A 17,785-nucleotide genomic window follows, 5' to 3' on the forward strand; every position below is an offset into this window, starting at 1 on the left:
AGAACACCTCTCCTCTAAAAAACGACAGGCTGCTGGAACTCGCCCCAGACCGACTTCAGCGTCGACACCATCTCGCCCACCGTGCAGTACACGTTGGCGCAGTCGATCAGCTTGTGCATCAGGTTGTCCTCACCCTCGGCGGCGCGGGCCAGCGCGGCCAGGCTCTCCTTCACCGCGACGCCGTCCCGTTCGGCCTTCACCTTCGCCAGCCGCGTGAGCTGCTTGTCGCGGCCCTCCGCATCGAGCTCGTAGGTCGCGAGGTCGGGCGCCGGCTCGTCGACGACGAACTTGTTCACACCGACGACCGGGCGCTCCCCCGACTCCACCTCGCGGTGGATCTTGAACGCCTCGTCGGCGATCAGCCCCTGCAGATAGCCGTCCTCGATGCAGCGCACCATTCCGCCGTGAGTCTCGAGATCGTGCATGATCTCGATGATCTTCTCCTCGGTCGCATCGGTGAGGGCCTCGACGAAGTACGAACCGCCGAGCGGGTCGGCCACCTTCGTCACACCGGTCTCGTACGCGAGGATCTGCTGCGTGCGCAGCGCCAGCGTCGCCGACTCCTCGCTGGGCAGGGCGAACGGCTCGTCCCAGGCAGCGGTGAACATCGACTGCACGCCGCCGAGTACCGCGGCCATCGCCTCGTACGCCACGCGCACCAGGTTGTTCTGCGCCTGCGGGGCATACAGTGACGCGCCACCGGCTACGCAGCCGAAGCGGAACATCGACGCCTTGTCCGTCGTGGCGCCGTAGCGCTCGCGCACGATCGTGGCCCACCGCCGGCGGCCGGCCCGGTACTTCGCGATCTCCTCGAAGAAGTCACCGTGGGTGTAGAAGAAGAACGAGATCTGCGGCGCGAACTTGTCGATGGTCATCCGTCCGCGCTCGACCACCGTGTCGCAGTAGGTGACCCCGTCGGCCAGCGTGAACGCCATCTCCTGCACCGCGTTGGCACCGGCGTCGCGGAAGTGCGCGCCCGCCACCGAGATCGCGTTGAAGCGCGGTACCTCGGCCGCGCAGAACTCGATGGTGTCGGCGATCAACCGCAGCGACGGCTCGGGCGGCCAGATCCATGTGCCGCGCGACGCGTACTCCTTGAGGATGTCGTTCTGGATCGTGCCGGTGAGCTTCTCGCGCGGCACACCCTTCTTCTCGGCGGCGGCGACGTAGAACGCGAGCAGGATCGCCGCGGTGCCGTTGATGGTGAAGCTGGTGCTGATCTTGTCGAGCGGGATGCCGTCGAACAGGATCTCGGCGTCGGCCAGCGTGTCGACCGCCACGCCGACGCGCCCGACCTCCTCGCCGAACTCCTCGTCATCGGAGTCGTAGCCGCACTGGGTGGGCAGGTCGAGGGCCACCGACAGACCGGTGCCGCCCTGATCGAGCAGATACCGGTACCGGCTGTTGGACTCCTCGGCGGTGCCGAAGCCTGAATACTGTCGGAAGGTCCAGGTCTTTCCGCGGTATCCGGACGCGAAGTTCCCGCGCGTGAACGGATACTCCCCGGGCGGCGGTGGATCGGCCGCGCGATCACCTGGCCCGTACACAGGGTCCAGTGGGATGCCAGAGGGGGTCTCGACCCGGGGCACGACTTGCTCGCTCATCGCTGGATAACGTACTTGCAAAAAATGAGAATGCCAATACCGTCTGAGGGAAAGATGCACGCAGCAGCGTGTGCGAGGCCCCATGATCCAGGGTGGAAACCCCGGTACACAGCGATTATGGGATTCGCCTAAAATGAGAACGGCACTATCTATCGGGAAAGGGGCCACCGTGGCTTCGGAGTCGGGCACGTCCAGCACGGAATCGCTCGCCGACCGCACCCTGGTGGTGTCGGGCGGCAGCCGAGGGATCGGGCTGGCGATAGCGCTCGGCGCCGCGCGCCGCGGCGCCAACGTCGTGCTGCTCGCCAAGACGGCCGAGCCGCACCCGAGGCTCCCCGGCACCGTGCACACCGCGGTCGCCGATGTGGAGGCGGCCGGCGGAAAGGGCGTCGCCGTCGTCGGGGACGTCCGCAAAGAAGAAGACGTGGCCCGCGCGATCGACACCGCGGTCGAACGCTTCGGCGGCGTCGACATCGTCGTAAACAACGCCAGCGCCATCGCGACCGAACCCACCGACGCGCTGTCGGCCAAGAAATTCGACCTCATGATGGACATCAACATCCGCGGCACGTTCCTGCTGACGAAGGCGGCGCTGCCCCATCTGCGGCAGGCGCGCGCCGGTGCGCACGTGGTCACCCTCGCTCCCCCGCTGAACATGAACCCGCACTGGCTCGGCGCTCACCCGTCCTACACGCTGTCCAAGTACGGGATGACGCTGCTGTCCCTGGGCTGGGCGAACGAATACGCCGACACCGGCATCGGATTCAGCTGCCTGTGGCCCGAGACCTACATCGCGACGTCCGCGGTGACCAACCTCTCCGACGGCGACGCGCTGGTGCAGGCCTCGCGCAGCCCGGACATCATGGCCGACGCCGCGGTGGAGATCCTGTCGCGGCCCGCCGCCGAGGTGAACGGCCAGTGCTTCATCGACTCGGAGGTCCTGATCGCCTCGGGTGTCACCGACCTCTCCCGCTACGGCGGCGGCGACGAGCCGATCCTCGACATCTTCGTCGACGGGCGCACCTCATGAGCATCTCGCTGCTGCTGGAGATGGCCACCGACGCCGGCCCCGACCGCACCGCGGTGGTGTCCGACGACACCCGGCTCACCACAGCTGAACTCAGTGCGCTGGCCGATGGAGGCGCCGGTGTCATCGCGGCATCAGGCGCACGCCACGTCGCCTACGTGGGCACCGGCGGCGCCCTGTTGCCGTTGTTGCTGTTCGCCTCGGCCCGCGCCGCCGTGCCGGTGACCCCGCTGAACTACCGACTCTCGGCCGAGGGTCTGCGCGCGCTGCTCGACCGCCTCCCGGATCCGCTCGTCGTGGTCGACGACGAATACCGCGACGCGGTCGGTGACAGCTACCGGACGATGGGCTCGCGCGAGTTCTTCGAGGCCTCGCGAACAGCAGAACCTGCTGCCGAGTTCGCCGATCCCGACAGCGTCGGCGTCGTGCTGTTCACCTCGGGCACGACCTCGAAGCCCAAAGCAGTGGAACTCACCCACACCAACTTGACCAGCTACATCATGGGCACCGTCGAGTTCGCCTCCGCCGAACCCGACGACGCCGCGCTGATCTGCGTTCCGCCGTACCACATCGCCGGCGTCAGCGCCGCGCTGTCGAACCTGTACGCCGGCCGAAAGATGGTGTACCTGCGGCACTTCGACGCCGAGAAGTGGGTCCGGCTGGTCGCCGACGAAGGTGTCACCTCGGCGACCGTGGTCCCGACCATGCTCGATCGCATCGTCACCGTGCTGGAGACGACCGACACCGCGCTGCCCACCCTGCGCACGCTGGCCTACGGCGGATCCAAGGTGCCGCTGCCCCTGGTGCGCAAAGCACTCTCGTTGCTGCCCGACGTCGGATTCGTCAACGCCTACGGCCTCACCGAGACCAGCTCGACCATCGCCGTGCTCACCCCCGACGACCACCGTGCGGCGCTGGCCGCCGCCGACGACGCCGCGCTGCGCAGGCTCGGATCGGTCGGCCAACCGGTGCCCGGCATCGAGGTCGAGGTCCGGGCCGAGGACGGCACCGTGCTGGGACCGGGTGAGACCGGCGAGCTGTTCGTCCGCGGTGAGCAGGTCTCCGGGAAGTACACCGACATCGGCTCCGTGCTCGACGAGAACGGGTGGTTCCCCACCAAGGACGTCGCCTACCTCGACAGCGAGGGGTACCTGTTCATCGGGGGCCGCTCCGACGACACGATCATCCGCGGCGGCGAGAACATCGCGCCCGCCGAGATCGAGGATGTGCTCGTCGAGCACCCCCACGTCCGCGACTGCGCCGTGGTCGGGGCCGACGACCCGCAGTGGGGCCAGATCATCGTCGCCGTCGTGGTCCCCCACCAGGACACCGCGCCCGACCCGGAGGACCTCCGCGCGCACGTGCGGTCCCAGCTTCGCGGATCCCGGACCCCCGACCGGGTGGTGTTCCGCGACGAACTGCCCACCAACGCGACCGGCAAGGTGCTGCGCCGCGAACTCGTCAGCGAGTTGAATCAGGACCGATCGCCGGCACAGCCGGCTGTTTAACGATTGCCGGCCCGACCGGCGCGATACAAGGAGCCCCTAATGATCAAGAACGGCACCCGCCTGCAGAGCCAGGTGTGCGACACCCAACTGATCGTCGTACGCAGCGCGGACAGTCTCGACGACCTGCGGGTGGGCGGCGCGCCCGCCGTCCCCGTCGGAGACCCCACGGATTCCGCACTGTCCCTCGACGACTCGCTGGCCGACGGAAATCTGATGGGCAAGCGCTACGTCGACGACACCGGCGCCGAGGTGCTGGTCACCAAGGCCGGCAAGGGCACGATCAGCGTCGGCTCGACCCCACTGTCGCTGAAGGAAGCCAAGCCGCTGCCCGCCAGCGACTGACATGGGGCCCGGCGGGCGTACGCGCGTCTCACCGCGCCGCGTCGCGATCGCGAGCTTCGTCGGTACGACCGTCGAGTTCTACGACTTCCTGATCTACGGCACCGCCGCGGCGCTGGTCTTCCCGAAGCTGTTCTTCCCCAATGCTTCTCCGGCGGCCGGGATTCTGCTGTCGTTCGCCACGTTCGGGGTCGGCTTCATCGCGCGCCCGCTGGGCGGCATCGTGTTCGGCCACTTCGGCGATCGCGTGGGGCGTCGCAGAATGTTGGTGTACTCGCTGGTGGGCATGGGGGTCTCCACGGTCCTGATCGGGGTGCTGCCGACGTACGCCCAGATCGGCCTCGCCGCACCGATCCTGTTGACCGTGCTGCGCCTCGCCCAGGGATTCGCCGTCGGTGGCGAATGGGGCGGTGCGACGCTGATGGCCGTCGAACACGCAACAGCCGACAGGCGGGGCTTCTACGGCGCCTTCCCCCAGATGGGCGCCCCCGCCGGGACAGCTGCGGCCACGCTGGCGTTCTACCTCGCCGCCAGGCTGCCCGACGACCAGTTCCTCGCCTGGGGTTGGCGCATCCCGTTCCTCGTCAGCGCGATCCTGATCGTGATCGGACTCGTCGTCCGGCTCACCGTCACCGAGAGCCCCCACTTCGCGGAACTCCAGCGACGCTCCGAGGTCACGCGAACCCCGATCGTCGCGGCGTTCCGCCGGCACTGGCGCCAGATACTGCTCGTCGCGGGCGCGTACCTGTCCCAGGGCATCTTCGCCTACATCTGCGTGGCCTACCTCGTCTCCTACGCCACCACCGTCGCGGAGATCCCCCGCGACTGGGCGCTGCTCGGAGTGTTCCTCGGCGCGGTGGTGGCCGTCGCGACCTACCCGCTGTTCGGGGCGCTGTCCGACCGGGTCGGACGTAAGCCGTTGTACCTGGCCGGCGTCATCGCGATGGCCCTGGCCGTGGTGCCGACGTTCGCTCTGATCAACACGGGCCGCCCGGTGATGTTCGTGCTCGCCCTGGTGCTGATCTTCGGGCTCGCGATGGCGCCCGCGGCGGGTGTGACCGGGGCGCTGTTCTCGATGGCCTTCGACGCCGACGTCCGCTACAGCGGCGTGTCCGTCGGCTACACGCTGTCCCAGGTGCTCGGTTCGGCGTTCGCGCCGACGATCGCCACCGCGCTCTACGCGGCCACCGGTTCGAGCAACTCGATCGCCGCGTATCTGATTGCGGCGTCAGCAGTCTCGGCAGTCGCCGTGTGTTTCATGCCCGGGGGCTGGCGAGCCGCCCCGGCCGAGGCACGGCCGGAACACACGCCGACGGCACCGACCGGCTGATACCTTCGGCCTGGTGAGGCCACGCCGCCTGCTGACCAGGTACGCAGCTGGGCTCACGTCGGCGTACCTGCTCACGGTCGCCGAGGTGGTGGCCATCGTCGTCGCGCTGGCGGGCCGCAGCGTGGTCACCCTGGGCAACGTGCTCACGCTGGCGGTGGTCGGCCTGATCGGCACGGTCACCGTCGCCGTCGGTGCGGTGCTGATCGTCCGCCCGTCGCTGCGCTGGCTGAACGCCGGTCGGCGGCCCACTCCCGACGAGATTCGGGTCACGGCGAAAACCATGCGCCGCCAGGCCGTCATCACGCTCGCACCGTGGTTGCTCACCGCGGCGATCCTGGTCCCGCTGAACCTGCACGCCCCGGCCACGGTGTTCGTCGTGCTCACCACCGCGCTGCTGTTCGGCGCGATCGCCACCGTCACGACCGGGTTCCTGTTCACGCTGCGCACTCTGCGGCCAATTCTGGCGGGCGTCCCCACCGACGCCGAACGCCCGGTCGCCCCGGGTGTGCGCGCCCGCCTGCTGCTGATGTGGCTGGCCTGCACGGCGCTGCCCGGCTCGGCCATCGCGGTGCTGCTGATCCTGCGCTCCCAGAACTGGCTGCTCAAGCCGACGTCCCCGATCGAACTCGCCCTGCTGATCCTGGCGCTGGTCGCGGTGGTGCTGGGTCTGCGATCGATGATCCTGGTCTCCATGTCGATCTCCGATCCGGTCAACGAGGTCGTCGAGGCGATGGCCGACGTCGAGAGAGGCGAGATCGACCGCACCATCGAGGTGTACGAGTGGTCCGAGATCGGCAGGCTGCAAAGCGGGTTCAACCGGATGGTGGCCGGGCTGCGCGAACGTGACCGGCTGCGGGATCTGTTCGGCCGTCACGTCGGAGAAGAGGTCGCCCGCCGCGCCGTCGACCTCGCCGGCGAGCAGGACGACCTGGCCGCCGGCGACGAACGCGAGGTCGCCGTGCTGTTCATCGACCTCGTCGGCTCAACACAGCTGGCCGTCGAGCGGGAACCACGGGACGTCGCCGCGGTGCTCAACGAGTTCTTCCAGATCGTGGTCTCCGAGGTCGACAAACGACACGGCCTGATCAACAAGTTCCAGGGCGATGCGGCACTCGCGGTGTTCGGGGCGCCGCTGCGCATCCCCGACCCGGCGTCGGCGGCGATGGCCACCGCGCGCGTTCTCGCCTCCGAACTGCGCAGGCTGCCAGTCGACTTCGGCATCGGGATCTCGGCGGGCCCGGTGTTCGCCGGGAACATCGGTGGCCGGGACCGCTACGAGTACACCGTCGTCGGGGACGCGGTCAACGAGGCCGCACGCCTGGCCGACCACGCCAAAGACTTCGACGGCCGGACGCTGTGCTCGGGCACCGCACACCGACTGGCCGACTCCCGCGAACGCGCGTACTGGAGCGCCGACGGCCGGACCGTGCTGCGGGGCCGCTCCGAAGTGACCGACATCTTCAGCCTGACGAAACGTTAGCCCACGCCACGCAGCGGGAATGCACGTCCCGCGCGAGCACATCCACGAACCGGCAGGAGGGCCGTCGTGACCGTCGATGAGGATCAGCGCCGACCCAGCGGAGCCGAACCCGCAGCAGTGCGACAGGCTGTGCGTGGCGCGGCGATCGGCAACACCGTCGAATGGTTCGACTTCGCGATCTACGGATTCCTCGCCACCTACATCGCGGACAAGTTCTTCCCGTCGGGAGACGAAACAGCCGCTCTGCTCAGTACTTTCGCGGTCTTCGCGGCGGCGTTCTTCATGCGGCCGCTCGGGGGTTTCTTCTTCGGCCCCCTCGGTGACCGGATCGGCCGCCAACGCGTGCTGGCGATCGTGATCCTGCTGATGTCGGCGTCGACGCTCGCGATCGGCCTGGTCCCGAGCTATGACTCCATCGGGGTGCTGGCCCCGATCCTGCTGCTGGTACTGCGGTGTCTTCAGGGGTTCTCCGCCGGCGGCGAGTACGGCAGCGGGGCCTGCTTCCTCGCCGAGTACGCCCCGAACCGGCACCGCGGGTTCGTGGTGTCCTTCCTCGTCTGGTCCGTCGTCGTCGGCTTCCTGGCCGGTGCGATCACCGTCACCGCGCTGGAGACGTGGTTGTCCGAGGATGCGATGAACTCCTACGGCTGGCGCATCCCGTTCATGATCGCCGGCCTTCTCGGCGCCGTCGGCCTCTACATCCGCCTCAAGCTCGGCGACACGCCCGAATTCCGGTCGCTGCGCGAGTCGGGAGAGGTCTCGCAGTCGCCGCTGCGTGAAGCCGTCACCACGTCATGGCGGCCGATTCTGCAGATCATCGGCCTCGTCGTCATTCACAACGTCGGCTTCTACATCGTCTACACGTTCCTGCCGAGCTACTTCACCGAGACCCTGGATTTCAGCAAGGTCGACGCGTTCTGGTCGATCACCGTGGCGAGCCTGGTCGGCATCGTGCTGATCCCACCGCTGGGCGCACTGTCGGACCGGGTCGGACGCAAGCCGCTGCTGATCGCCGGTGCTGTCGCCTTCGCGGTATTCGCCTACCCGCTGTTCCTGCTGCTCAACACCGGGTCGCTGGCCGCTGCGATCGCGGCCCACGCGGCGCTCGCGGCCATCGAGTCGGTGTTCGTCAGCGCGTCGCTGGCAGCGGGCGCCGAGCTGTTCGCCACCAGGGTCCGGTCCAGCGGATACTCCATCGGCTACAACGTCTCGGTCGCCGTCTTCGGTGGCACCGCCCCGTATGTCGCGACCTGGCTGGTGTCGCGCACCGGCAACGACATCGCCCCGGCGTACTACCTGATCGCCGCCGCGATCGTCTCGCTGCTGACAGTGCTCACCATGCGTGAGACCGCACGCAAACCACTGCGCAAGCTGGTCCATCCGTGACGGTCAGCCGTCCCCCATCGCCGCGGCGCTGGCCTGCATGATGAATCGGACGGCGTCGCTGCGGGAGACCGACCCCATCATCTGTGCCGCCGCCCGCATGTCCTGCCCGACAATCCATGTCGGACCGTTGGTCAGGTTGGCGAAGGCCTCGGCGATCACGTCGTCGACCGTCGCGGTGTCCTTCGGGCGCTCATCGAGACTCGCGAGGTTTCCCCGGGCGTGCTCGAGGCGGCGCAGTGCGGGTGTATCGGTCTTTCCGAGGATCAACCCGAGGACGTCGACGCCCTTGCCGTGCAGTTCCGTCCACAGCGCTTCGGCGAACACCATGTCGAAGGCCTTCGTCGCGCTGTAGGCGACCATGTTCGGGCCACCGGCGAGACCGGCCCCGGAACCGAGAACGACGACGGCGCCACGGCCGCGCGAGACCATCGGTCCGGCGTAGTGGTGGCACAGCCGCATCAGGGTCAGACAATTGCGCCGCAGCATCGCCTCGGCAGCGCCGACAGGCTGCGCCAGAAAGGGTTTGAACTCGGGATCGGCGCCCGCGCAGTACACCAGCGTCCCGATGTCCAGGTCGGCCGTCGCCTCGATCACGGCGTCGGCGGCGGACTCGTCCGCGAGATCGGCGGTCACCACCCGCGTCGTGACACCGAACCGCGACTCGATACGTTCGGCGAGTGCTGCCAGCACCTGTCCGCGACGCGACAGCAGCACCACGTTGAGCCCGCGTTCGGCAAGCTCCTCGGCGAAGGCGGACCCGATCCCGTCGGAGGCGCCGACGACAAGCGCCCACGGACCGTAGGTGTCCTCGAAACTCATCCCGCGGACACCGTCCGGACCAGGACGGTGGTGAAGCGGCGCCTGGCGATCCGCCATCCCGCGTCGGTGCGCACCAGGTCGTCGTCGTAGAACCCGGCGGCGTTGACGCCGGATGCGTTGTCCTGCGCCATGATCAGCGCATCCACATAAGCGCGCGCCGTCGCGGAGTCGCCGTTCACCAGGGCCGTGTGGTTGGTGATGCGGTGCAGCGTATGACCGGCCATGTCGTGGGCGGCCACCATGAAGTCGGTGACCGCGTCTACGCCGTTCCACACGCCGATCTCGCCGTAGTCCAGCTCGCAGTCCTCGGTGAACACGGTGCGGAACAACGACCAGTCGCGGCTGTCGATGCCGGTGGCGTAGCGCACCTGCACCTCGCTGATCTCGAGGCGGTCGGTCTCTTCGGTCATCTCGGCTCCTCGCCCCGGTCGGCAGGCTCGTAACGGAGCATCGTCACGTCGTGCTCCGGGTAGTCGCAGAACACGGGCCTGACCCGCATGCCGATCCGGATGTCGCCGGGCTCGACGTTGACGAGCTCTGTCGTGACGCGCGGGCCTTCGTCCCACTCGACGATCGCCAGCAGCTGTGGCACCGCATCGGCGAAGTGCGGCCCCACGGGGCGGCGCGCGACGGTGAACGAGTACAGCGTTCCCATGCCGGAGATCTCGCGCCATTCCAGGTCGTTCGCCAGGGTTCCGGGCGCGCGCACCCGCGGGTAGAAGACGTAGGACCCCGACGACGGCGAGTACTGGATCACCACGCGATGCTCGGCGAGGCCGTCCCAGAACGGCGCCGAGGTCGGGGTCTTGACGGGCATCGGCCGTTCGAACGTCGGCATCTCCATGGTCAGTCCCCTTCCAGCACAAGCGTTGTCTGTTCGGACAGGATCCCGCCGTTGCCCGAGACGAACGCCCGGTCACAACGCTCGACCTGCGCGTCTCCGGCGCGGCCCATGATCTGGCGGGTCGCGTCGCAGACGTGGTGCATGCCGCCGGCATTGCCGGCCTGACCGAAGCCGAGCTGACCGCCGGCGGTGTTGAGCGGGAAATCGCCGCGGAACGTCAGGTCGTGGGAGGACACGAACTCCATCCCCTTGCCCTTGTCGCAGAAGCCGGCATCCTCCAGGCTGAGCAGCACCGTGATGGTGTAGCAGTCGTAGATCGACACCATGTCCATCTGCTCGCGGGTCAGGCCCGACATCGCGAACGCGGTGTCGGCCGCACGGACGATCGGCGTCTGCAGCAGGTCCTCGGCGTACGTCGGCGTCTTGAAGGGCACCTGCTCGCCGAATCCCTTGATCCACACCGGCCGGTTCTTCGCGCGGGCCGCCGCCTCGGCACTCGCGACCACCACCGCGGCACCGCCCACACACGGCATCACGATCTCCAGCATGTGCAACGGATCGGCGATCACCGGGCTGGCCAGCACCTCCTCGATCGTCAGCGGCTTGTCCTTCCAGATCGCGCCCTCGGTGTGATTGGCGTTCACGCGCTGATCCACGACGATCTTGGCCATCGCCCGTTCGTCATAGCCGTACACCGATGCGTACCGCTGCGCGACCTGACCGTACGGCCCGTTCTGTCCGAGATTGCCGTACGGGATCTCGAATTCGGCCTGGGGAGAACCGTATTGGTTGCTGGACGCACCGAAGAACACCGCGTCGATGAGGGGTTTGGGCTTCTTCTCCGACACCGGGGTGATGTAGCGCGCCGGGATGGCACACACCACCACGTCGCAGATCCCGAGTTCGATGGCCGCCGCCGCCCGCCAGACCATGCCGACCGCGCTGGCGCCACCCAGGTCGACGATCTCGGCGAAACCGGCTCGCACACCGAGATATTCGGCCACCGTGGAGGGCACGAAGATCTCCGACTCGTTCAGGTGCGTGGTGACTATGCCGTCCGGCGCCTCGCCGGACAGGCCGGCGTCCTCGAGAGCGGCCGCGGCGAGTTCGGCCCACTGTTCCAGCGTGAACGGCGCGGGGGTGGCCTTGTTCAGCCGCTCCGGTGGCAGTTCCACATAGCCGACGATCGCGGCCTCACCACGCAAACCCATACATGTCTCCTGTCACTTGCGGGGCAGCCCGAGGATCATCTGCGCGATGATGTTGAGCTGAATCTCCTTGGTGCCGCCGCCGATCAGCTCGGCCGGCAGATGGAAGTACGGCTCGACGACGGCCGGATCGGAATCCTCGACCAGGGCCGCCGGTGCCGTGAAGTCCAACGTCGCCTTGAACGTGCGCCGCAGCATCACGTTCATCGCCACCTTGGCGATGCTCGACGCCGGCCCGGCGGCCTGACCGTCGAGAAGACGCATGACCTCGCGTACCGCGAGCACCTTGATGGCGTTGGCGTAGGCATCGGCCTCCCCGAGCGCCGCGAGCAGACGGCTGTGGTCGGGCCGCTGCTCGCCCGCCAGCCGGCGCAGAATGCCGGCCCTGTCGAAGTTGACGTACCCGCTGATCGCGACGCGCTCCTGCGCCATCGTCGCGATCGCCAGGTTCCACCCGTCGGTGGGCCCGCCGAGCAGCAACTCGTCGGGGACGAAGACATCCGACAGGAACACCTCGTTGAAGTGCGCCTCGCCGGTCGCCTGCCGGATCGGCTGCAGCTCAATGCCTTCCGATCGCATATCGACGATGAAGTAACCGATGCCCCGGTGTTTGGCCGCATCGGGGTCGGTGCGCGCCAGCAGGGCACCGAAGTCGGCGGTGTGCGCCGAGGAGGTCCAGATCTTGTGCCCGTTGATCCGCCAGCCGCCCTCGACCCGGGTGGCGCGCGTGGTCAGTGCCGCGAGATCCGAACCGGCGCCGGGCTCGCTGAACAGCTGGCACCAGCCGAGTTCGCCGCGCTGGGTCGCCGGGATGAAGCGTTGCTGGATCTCGCGGGGCGCCGAGCTGATCAGCGTGGGCAGGATCCACTCCGAGATCCCCAGCGACGGCCGCACCAGCTCCGGGCGCTTCGCGAACTCCTCGTCGATGATGAGCAGTTGCAGCTGCGTGGCCTCGACGCCCCACGGCCGCGGCCAGTGCGGGGCGATCAGGCCGGCGTCGGCGAGCAGCGTGCGCTGCGGACCGGTCGCCAGATTCGGGTAATCCCCCTGCCTGCCGGGGGTGTCGTTGCGAAGACCCAGCGCCTCGTCGAGCACCCCTGCCACGGTGCGCCGGAAATCCGCGTCGAGGTCACCCAGTTTCACCGAGACGTCCCGGGTGGCGGTGCGGGTCAGCGCGCCCATCGATTCGGCGAACTGTCCGGCGGGACCCGCCGAGGCGGCGACGCTGGTGGCCTTGCGCCAGTACAGGTGCAGGTCGTGTTCCCAGGTGTAGCCGATCGCACCGAACATCGTCAGGGTGTCCAGGACCAGATCCGGCGCGGGCGCGATGGCCATCAGCGCCGCGCCCCAACCCGCGATCCTGTACTGCGCGGGATCTTCGCCCAGTGCCCGCACCGCGTCCCAGGCCGCGGACACCGCGAGTTCACTGTTGACCAGCAACATGGCGGCCTGGTGTTGCAACGCCTGGAAGGTGCCGATCGGCTTGCCGAACTGTTCGCGGGTGCGCAGGTGTGCGGTGACGGCCCGGACGCACCAGCCGATGGTCCCGGCGGCGGTGCACGCCACCAGAGCCAGCGCGACGCTCTGCGCATGCTGGTCGTCGATGCCGTCGAACACCGAATCGCGCGTGCACAGGTACCCGTCGAGGCGCACCACCCCGACGTCGACGGTCCTGTCGGTCCCGGTGCGCGCGTCCACCGAACACTGCGGGCGGGTCGGGTCGATCACGAACCACACGGTGCGCTCGCCGGAGCGGGCGGCGGCGACGATGATCTGCGCCGCGCACACCCCGGGCGTGGCCGGCGCGCTGCCCTCGACGGTCCATCCGTCGGCTGTCGGCGTCGCGCGAAACCCGTCGGCCGACCACGCCGGGTCCACCGGCGGGATCACGGCCGCGGGTGAGCCCGTGGCCAGTCGGCGCAGCACCTCGGGGGCCGGCCCGTGCGGCTGCGCCAGACCGGCGACCGCACCCGCGGTCACCGTCTGCAGCACCGGACCCGGCAGCAGGGCGAGCGCGGCCGCCTCCAGCACGCAGGCGGTGTCGGTCAGGGCGCCGCCCTGTCCGCCGAACTCCTCCGGCAGATGCACGGCGTGAAACCCGTTCGCCACGAACTCATCCCACCAGTTCGGCAGCTCGCCGGCAGCCAGCGCCTCGAAGGACGCCCTGGTCTTGTCGATCGGTGCGTGCCGCGCCGCGAACTGTGCCACGGCGTCGGACAGCTGGTGCTGTTCGGGTGTCAGACCAATCGTCATCGGGTTCCCTCGGGGGCGGCGGATCGTCTCCGGTCGGTGAAGAAGTGCGCGGCCGAGACGATCGAGTCCGCGAGCGGTCGCGGGTTCCAACCGAGCTCGCGAACGGCCTTGGAATGGTCCAGCGGCGTCATGATGTGCATCAGGCGGATGTTCAGCGGGGTGAGCATGGTGTCCGTGTTCCGCACCCGTGCGACAGCCGCGCCCAGATGGGCGGCGGCCGCCATCGCCCGAATAGGCACGCCGAACCTCGGTGGCCTCATGCCCACTGCCGCGCAACCGATCTCATGGATCTCCCGGGTGCTGATGAACCGGTCCGACACGATGTACCGCTCGCCGATCCGGCCGCGTTCGCCGGCAAGGATCATCGCTCGGGCGGCATCCTCGATGCCGACCGCCTCGGCCTCGTAGCCCCGGATGTAGAACGGCAGCTTGCCGCGCACCGCGGCGGCCAGCATCGCCCCGTGTGGTGTCGGCTGGAAGTCGCCGGGTCCGTAGGTGTTGGCCACGCACATCGCCACGCCCGGGAGCCTGTTCCGGGCGCTGTCGCGCAGCACCATCTCCTCGGCCACGACCCTGGACCGGATGTACTCCCCGCCGCGGTCGAGCCAGTTGTGTTCGGTGCGCTCATCGGCCGGCCCACCGGCCCGCAACCCGATGGTCCCGATGGAACTGGTGAAGACGAACCGGGTGAGACCGGCGTCGGCGGCGATGTCGAGCACTGTGCGCAGACCGTCGACGTTCGTCCGCCACATCGGCCGCGGATCGCGCAACCAGGGCCTCGCGTCGACCACGCAGTAGTAGACGACATCGCATCCCGACATCGCGGTGCGCAGTGCGTCGGCGTCGAAGATGTCGCCGTAGCGGACCTCGACGGGCAGACCGTCGATCCCGCGGGTCGAACTGGTCCGCCGGATCAGCACCCGCACGTCCGCGTCGCCGTCGGCGACCAGTTGCCTGGTGACGTGGGAGCCGAGGAAACCGCTGGCACCGATCACCAGCTTCGTTCCCGCCATTGGCCTTTACGCCTCCGCCTCATGTCAAACGAGACGCAGCGTCTCGCCTTGTGGCACACTACGGGCGATGCCCCATCGTGTAAAGCCGACCGGCGGCCCCCGATGACCGCCGAGATCAGTACCCCTCGACGCCGCAGCGAGAAGTCGCGGGTGGCCATCGTCGACGCCACCCGAGGGCTTCTGCTGGAGCGGGGCTTCGACAAACTCACCATCGAGGCGGTCGCCGCCCGCGCCGGCGTGGGCAAGCAGACGATCTACCGCTGGTGGCCCAGCCGCCACGCGTTGGTGGCCGACGTGATCCTCGAAGACGCGGACAGGATCCTCCGACCGATCGACCACACCGATGACGTCGCCGCCGACGTCTGCGCGTGGGCCACCGGTCTGGCCAAGGCCCTGACCACCGCGCGCGGCAACGCGATGCTGCGCATCCTCACCGCTGCGGGCATGGAGCACCCCGACACCGCGGCGCGCCTGCAGGCCGGTTTCAGCGTGCCGTTGCACGACACCGTCCGAAACCGTTTGGCGGCGTCCGGTTTCACCGACCGCGCCGTCCAGGACGGAGCCGACGCAATCGTCGGCGGCATCGTGTACGCCATTCTCAATGAGGGCCGCGCCTTCGAGTCGCGCCGGGCCGAATCGATTTCCCGCGCGGTTCTGGCCGGCATTTCGGCGCGGTGACCTGGCATTGCCCGTCGTGTCGGGGTTGGATGTGGGAATGGCCGCCGTCAGTCACTCCCGACAAGTCGCCGGCGACCCCATCGCGATCTGGACGGTGCTCGCCGATTTCGGCGGCCTCCACGCATGGGCCGACAGGGTCGACCACTGCTGCCTGCTGAACAGCCGCGAACCCGGGATCGGACTGAGCCGGCGCGTGCAATCGGGCCGCGACACCTTCGTCGAGAGCATCACCGCGTTCGACCCACCGCGGCTGCTCGCCTACGACATCAGCGGTGTCCCGAGCGAGTTCACCGCATCGAACCGCTGGGACATCGGGGTCCACCGCGACGGTCACACCGCCGTGACGTTGACCAGCGCGGCCACCGTGACCGCACGTTGTCTGCCCACCGGCGCCGAGCGCGTCTTCGCACACCTCGTCGCGCACCGGTCGAAGTACCTTCTCGACGCGCTCGATCGCACACTGAGGGAGAATCCATGACAGCGCAGAGGCCAGACGTCGTGATCGTGATGACCGACGAGGAGCGTGCGATCCCGCCGTACGAATCGGATCGGGTACGTACCTGGCGTGACGAAACCCTGACCGGCAGAAGGTGGTTCGAGGAGCACGGCGTGAGCTTCACGCGCCACTACACAGGATCACTCGCGTGCGTCCCCAGCCGTCCGACCATCTTCACCGGCCACTACCCGGACCTGCACGGGGTCACGCAGACCGACGGCATCGGCAAGTCCCACGACGATTCGCGGCTGCGGTGGCTGCGCCGCGGCGAGGTCCCGACCTTGGGCAACTGGTTCCGTGCCGCCGGCTATGACACGCACTACGACGGCAAGTGGCACATCTCCCACGCCGACCTGACCGACCCGTCCACCGGTCGACCACTGGCGACCAACGACTCCGACGGTGTCGTCGATCCCGGTGCCGTAAAACGCTATCTGGACGCCGACCCGCTGGCGCCGTACGGCTTCTCGGGCTGGGTCGGGCCGGAACCGCACGGCGCCGGCCTGGCCAACGCCGGAATCCGGCGCGATCCGCTCATCGCCGACCGCGTGGTCGCCTGGCTGACTGCCCGTTACGCGGCCCGCGCCGCCGGAGATTCTGCTGCGCTACGTCCGTTCCTGCTGGTCGCCAGCTTCGTCAATCCCCACGACATCGTGCTGTTCCCGGCGTGGGCACGCCGAAATCCGTTGTCCCCCTCGCCGCTCGACCCGCCGTCCGTCCCGCCCGCGCCCACCGCGGACGAGGACCTCTCGACGAAACCCGCCGCACAGATCGCGTTCCGCGAGGCCTACTACTCCGGATACGGGCCCGCCGGCAGCATCGAACGCACCTACCGCCGCAACGCCCAGCGCTACCGCGATCTGTACTACCGCCTGCACGCCGAAGTGGACGAACCGATCGATCGCGTGCGGCGCGCCGTGACCGACGGCGCCGGAGCGCATCCGACGGTCCTGGTCCGCACGGCCGACCACGGCGACCTGCTGGGCGCCCACGGCGGACTGCACCAGAAGTGGTTCAACCTCTACGACGAGGCCACCCGGGTGCCGTTCGTCATCGCCCGGACCGGACCCGACGCCACCACGGCCCGCACGGTGACGGCACCGACGTCGCACGTCGATCTGGTGCCGACCCTGTTGGCCGCGGCCGGGATCGACGCCGAGTCCGTCGCCGCCACGCTGGGGGAATCGTTCACCGAGGTCCATCCGCTTCCGGGCCGTGACCTGATGCCGGTTGTCGACGGTGCGCCCGCGGACGAGGACCGCCCGGTGTACCTGATGACCCGGGACAACGTCCTCGAAGGCGACACCGGGGCCTCCGGCCTTGCCCGGGCCCTTCGCCTGACCTCGAGAGTCCCTGCGCCGCTGCGGATCCGGGTACCCGCACATACCGCGGCGAATTTCGAGGGCCTGGTGCTGCGGGTCCCCGAGACGTCCGCGGCGGGCGGCGGCGGCCACCTGTGGAAGCTGGTCCGGTCGTTCGACGACCCCGGCACCTGGACCGAGCCGGGGGTCCGTCAGCTGGCGGCCGACGGCGTCGGCGGCCCCACCTATCGCAGCGAGCCGCTCGACGACCAGTGGGAACTCTACGACCTGACCGACGATCCGATCGAGCAGACCAATCGGTGGCCCGACCCCGCGCTGCACGCACTCCGCGCGTACCTACGGACGCAACTCAAACACGCTCGCGCACAATCGATTCCCGAACGCAACCAACCCTGGCCGTATGCCCGGCGGCAACCCCCGCCGGCGCGGCGGTGGACCCCGGGGCGGGCGCTGCGCCGGCTGCTGGGCTGACGCAGCG

Annotated in this window: 16 protein-coding genes; 9 read left to right on the forward strand and 7 right to left on the reverse strand. The window is 68.9% G+C overall.

Annotated elements, in window-relative coordinates; genetic code table 11:
- Window positions 1-14 precede the first annotated feature (14 nt).
- Window positions 15-1,604 carry a methylmalonyl-CoA mutase family protein gene (locus DYE23_RS20015; RefSeq protein ID WP_013471204.1) on the reverse strand — a complete coding sequence of 530 codons (1,590 nt, stop codon included), beginning with the start codon at window positions 1,602-1,604 and terminating at the stop codon, window positions 15-17.
- Between the two features lie 133 nt (window positions 1,605-1,737).
- On the opposite strand from DYE23_RS20015, the gene DYE23_RS20020 reads away from it, so the two are divergent.
- The 6 genes from DYE23_RS20020 (at window position 1,738) to DYE23_RS20045 (ending at window position 8,674) form a co-directional block, all read left to right on the forward strand.
- A complete protein-coding gene (locus DYE23_RS20020; protein WP_013471203.1) occupies window positions 1,738-2,634 on the forward strand; it encodes an SDR family oxidoreductase in 897 nt (298 codons plus the stop codon).
- Window positions 2,631-4,139 (forward strand): class I adenylate-forming enzyme family protein, encoded by a 1,509-nt coding sequence (locus DYE23_RS20025; protein ID WP_011893265.1) that lies wholly within the window; start codon window positions 2,631-2,633, stop codon window positions 4,137-4,139. The genes DYE23_RS20020 and DYE23_RS20025 overlap by 4 nt, the downstream gene beginning before the upstream one ends.
- A 39-nt stretch (window positions 4,140-4,178) precedes the next feature.
- Complete coding sequence (locus tag DYE23_RS20030) at window positions 4,179-4,481, forward strand: hypothetical protein (protein ID WP_011893264.1); 303 nt, start codon at window positions 4,179-4,181, stop codon at window positions 4,479-4,481.
- A 1-nt stretch (window position 4,482) separates the two neighbouring features.
- Window positions 4,483-5,808: an MFS transporter gene (locus DYE23_RS20035; RefSeq protein WP_115327986.1), complete on the forward strand. Its 1,326-nt coding sequence runs from the start codon at window positions 4,483-4,485 to the stop codon at window positions 5,806-5,808.
- A gap of 13 nt (window positions 5,809-5,821) precedes the next feature.
- The gene (locus tag DYE23_RS20040; protein WP_013471202.1) at window positions 5,822-7,288 is read left to right on the forward strand and encodes an adenylate/guanylate cyclase domain-containing protein; all 1,467 of its coding nucleotides are present in this window, start codon (window positions 5,822-5,824) and stop codon (window positions 7,286-7,288) included.
- Window positions 7,289-7,354: 66 nt separating this feature from the next.
- Window positions 7,355-8,674 carry an MFS transporter gene (locus DYE23_RS20045; protein WP_115327987.1) on the forward strand — a complete coding sequence of 440 codons (1,320 nt, stop codon included), beginning with the start codon at window positions 7,355-7,357 and terminating at the stop codon, window positions 8,672-8,674.
- Between the two features lie 3 nt (window positions 8,675-8,677).
- On the opposite strand, the gene DYE23_RS20050 is transcribed toward DYE23_RS20045, so the two are convergent.
- The 6 genes from DYE23_RS20050 to DYE23_RS20075 are packed head-to-tail and all read right to left on the reverse strand — an operon-like array spanning window position 8,678 to window position 14,811.
- Window positions 8,678-9,493: an SDR family NAD(P)-dependent oxidoreductase gene (locus tag DYE23_RS20050; RefSeq protein ID WP_011893260.1), complete on the reverse strand. Its 816-nt coding sequence runs from the start codon at window positions 9,491-9,493 to the stop codon at window positions 8,678-8,680.
- A complete protein-coding gene (locus DYE23_RS20055) occupies window positions 9,490-9,903 on the reverse strand; it encodes a nuclear transport factor 2 family protein (protein WP_011893259.1) in 414 nt (137 codons plus the stop codon). Before DYE23_RS20055 ends, DYE23_RS20050 begins: the two co-directional genes overlap by 4 nt.
- Complete coding sequence (locus DYE23_RS20060; protein WP_011893258.1) at window positions 9,900-10,331, reverse strand: Zn-ribbon domain-containing OB-fold protein; 432 nt, start codon at window positions 10,329-10,331, stop codon at window positions 9,900-9,902. The genes DYE23_RS20055 and DYE23_RS20060 overlap by 4 nt, the downstream gene beginning before the upstream one ends.
- An 8-nt stretch (window positions 10,332-10,339) precedes the next feature.
- Window positions 10,340-11,548, reverse strand: a complete 1,209-nt coding sequence (locus tag DYE23_RS20065) for a thiolase family protein (protein ID WP_011893257.1) — start codon at window positions 11,546-11,548, stop codon at window positions 10,340-10,342.
- A gap of 12 nt (window positions 11,549-11,560) precedes the next feature.
- Complete coding sequence (locus DYE23_RS20070) at window positions 11,561-13,798, reverse strand: acyl-CoA dehydrogenase family protein (protein WP_115327988.1); 2,238 nt, start codon at window positions 13,796-13,798, stop codon at window positions 11,561-11,563.
- The gene (locus tag DYE23_RS20075) at window positions 13,795-14,811 is read right to left on the reverse strand and encodes an NAD-dependent epimerase/dehydratase family protein (protein ID WP_115327989.1); all 1,017 of its coding nucleotides are present in this window, start codon (window positions 14,809-14,811) and stop codon (window positions 13,795-13,797) included. The genes DYE23_RS20070 and DYE23_RS20075 overlap by 4 nt, the downstream gene beginning before the upstream one ends.
- A 102-nt stretch (window positions 14,812-14,913) precedes the next feature.
- Here DYE23_RS20075 and DYE23_RS20080 point away from each other — a divergent pair, with 102 nt between their 5' ends.
- The 3 genes from DYE23_RS20080 to DYE23_RS20090 are packed head-to-tail and all read left to right on the forward strand — an operon-like array spanning window position 14,914 to window position 17,778.
- Complete coding sequence (locus DYE23_RS20080; protein ID WP_011893254.1) at window positions 14,914-15,489, forward strand: TetR/AcrR family transcriptional regulator; 576 nt, start codon at window positions 14,914-14,916, stop codon at window positions 15,487-15,489.
- A 37-nt stretch (window positions 15,490-15,526) separates the two neighbouring features.
- Window positions 15,527-15,967, forward strand: coding sequence for an SRPBCC family protein (locus tag DYE23_RS20085; protein ID WP_011893253.1), 441 nt, complete (start codon window positions 15,527-15,529; stop codon window positions 15,965-15,967).
- Complete coding sequence (locus DYE23_RS20090; protein ID WP_011893252.1) at window positions 15,964-17,778, forward strand: sulfatase-like hydrolase/transferase; 1,815 nt, start codon at window positions 15,964-15,966, stop codon at window positions 17,776-17,778. The genes DYE23_RS20085 and DYE23_RS20090 overlap by 4 nt, the downstream gene beginning before the upstream one ends.
- Window positions 17,779-17,785: the final 7 nt, after the last annotated feature.

It is taken from the genome of Mycolicibacterium gilvum, from assembly GCF_900454025.1.
In the GTDB taxonomy this organism is placed as follows: Bacteria; Actinomycetota; Actinomycetes; order Mycobacteriales; family Mycobacteriaceae; genus Mycobacterium; species Mycobacterium gilvum.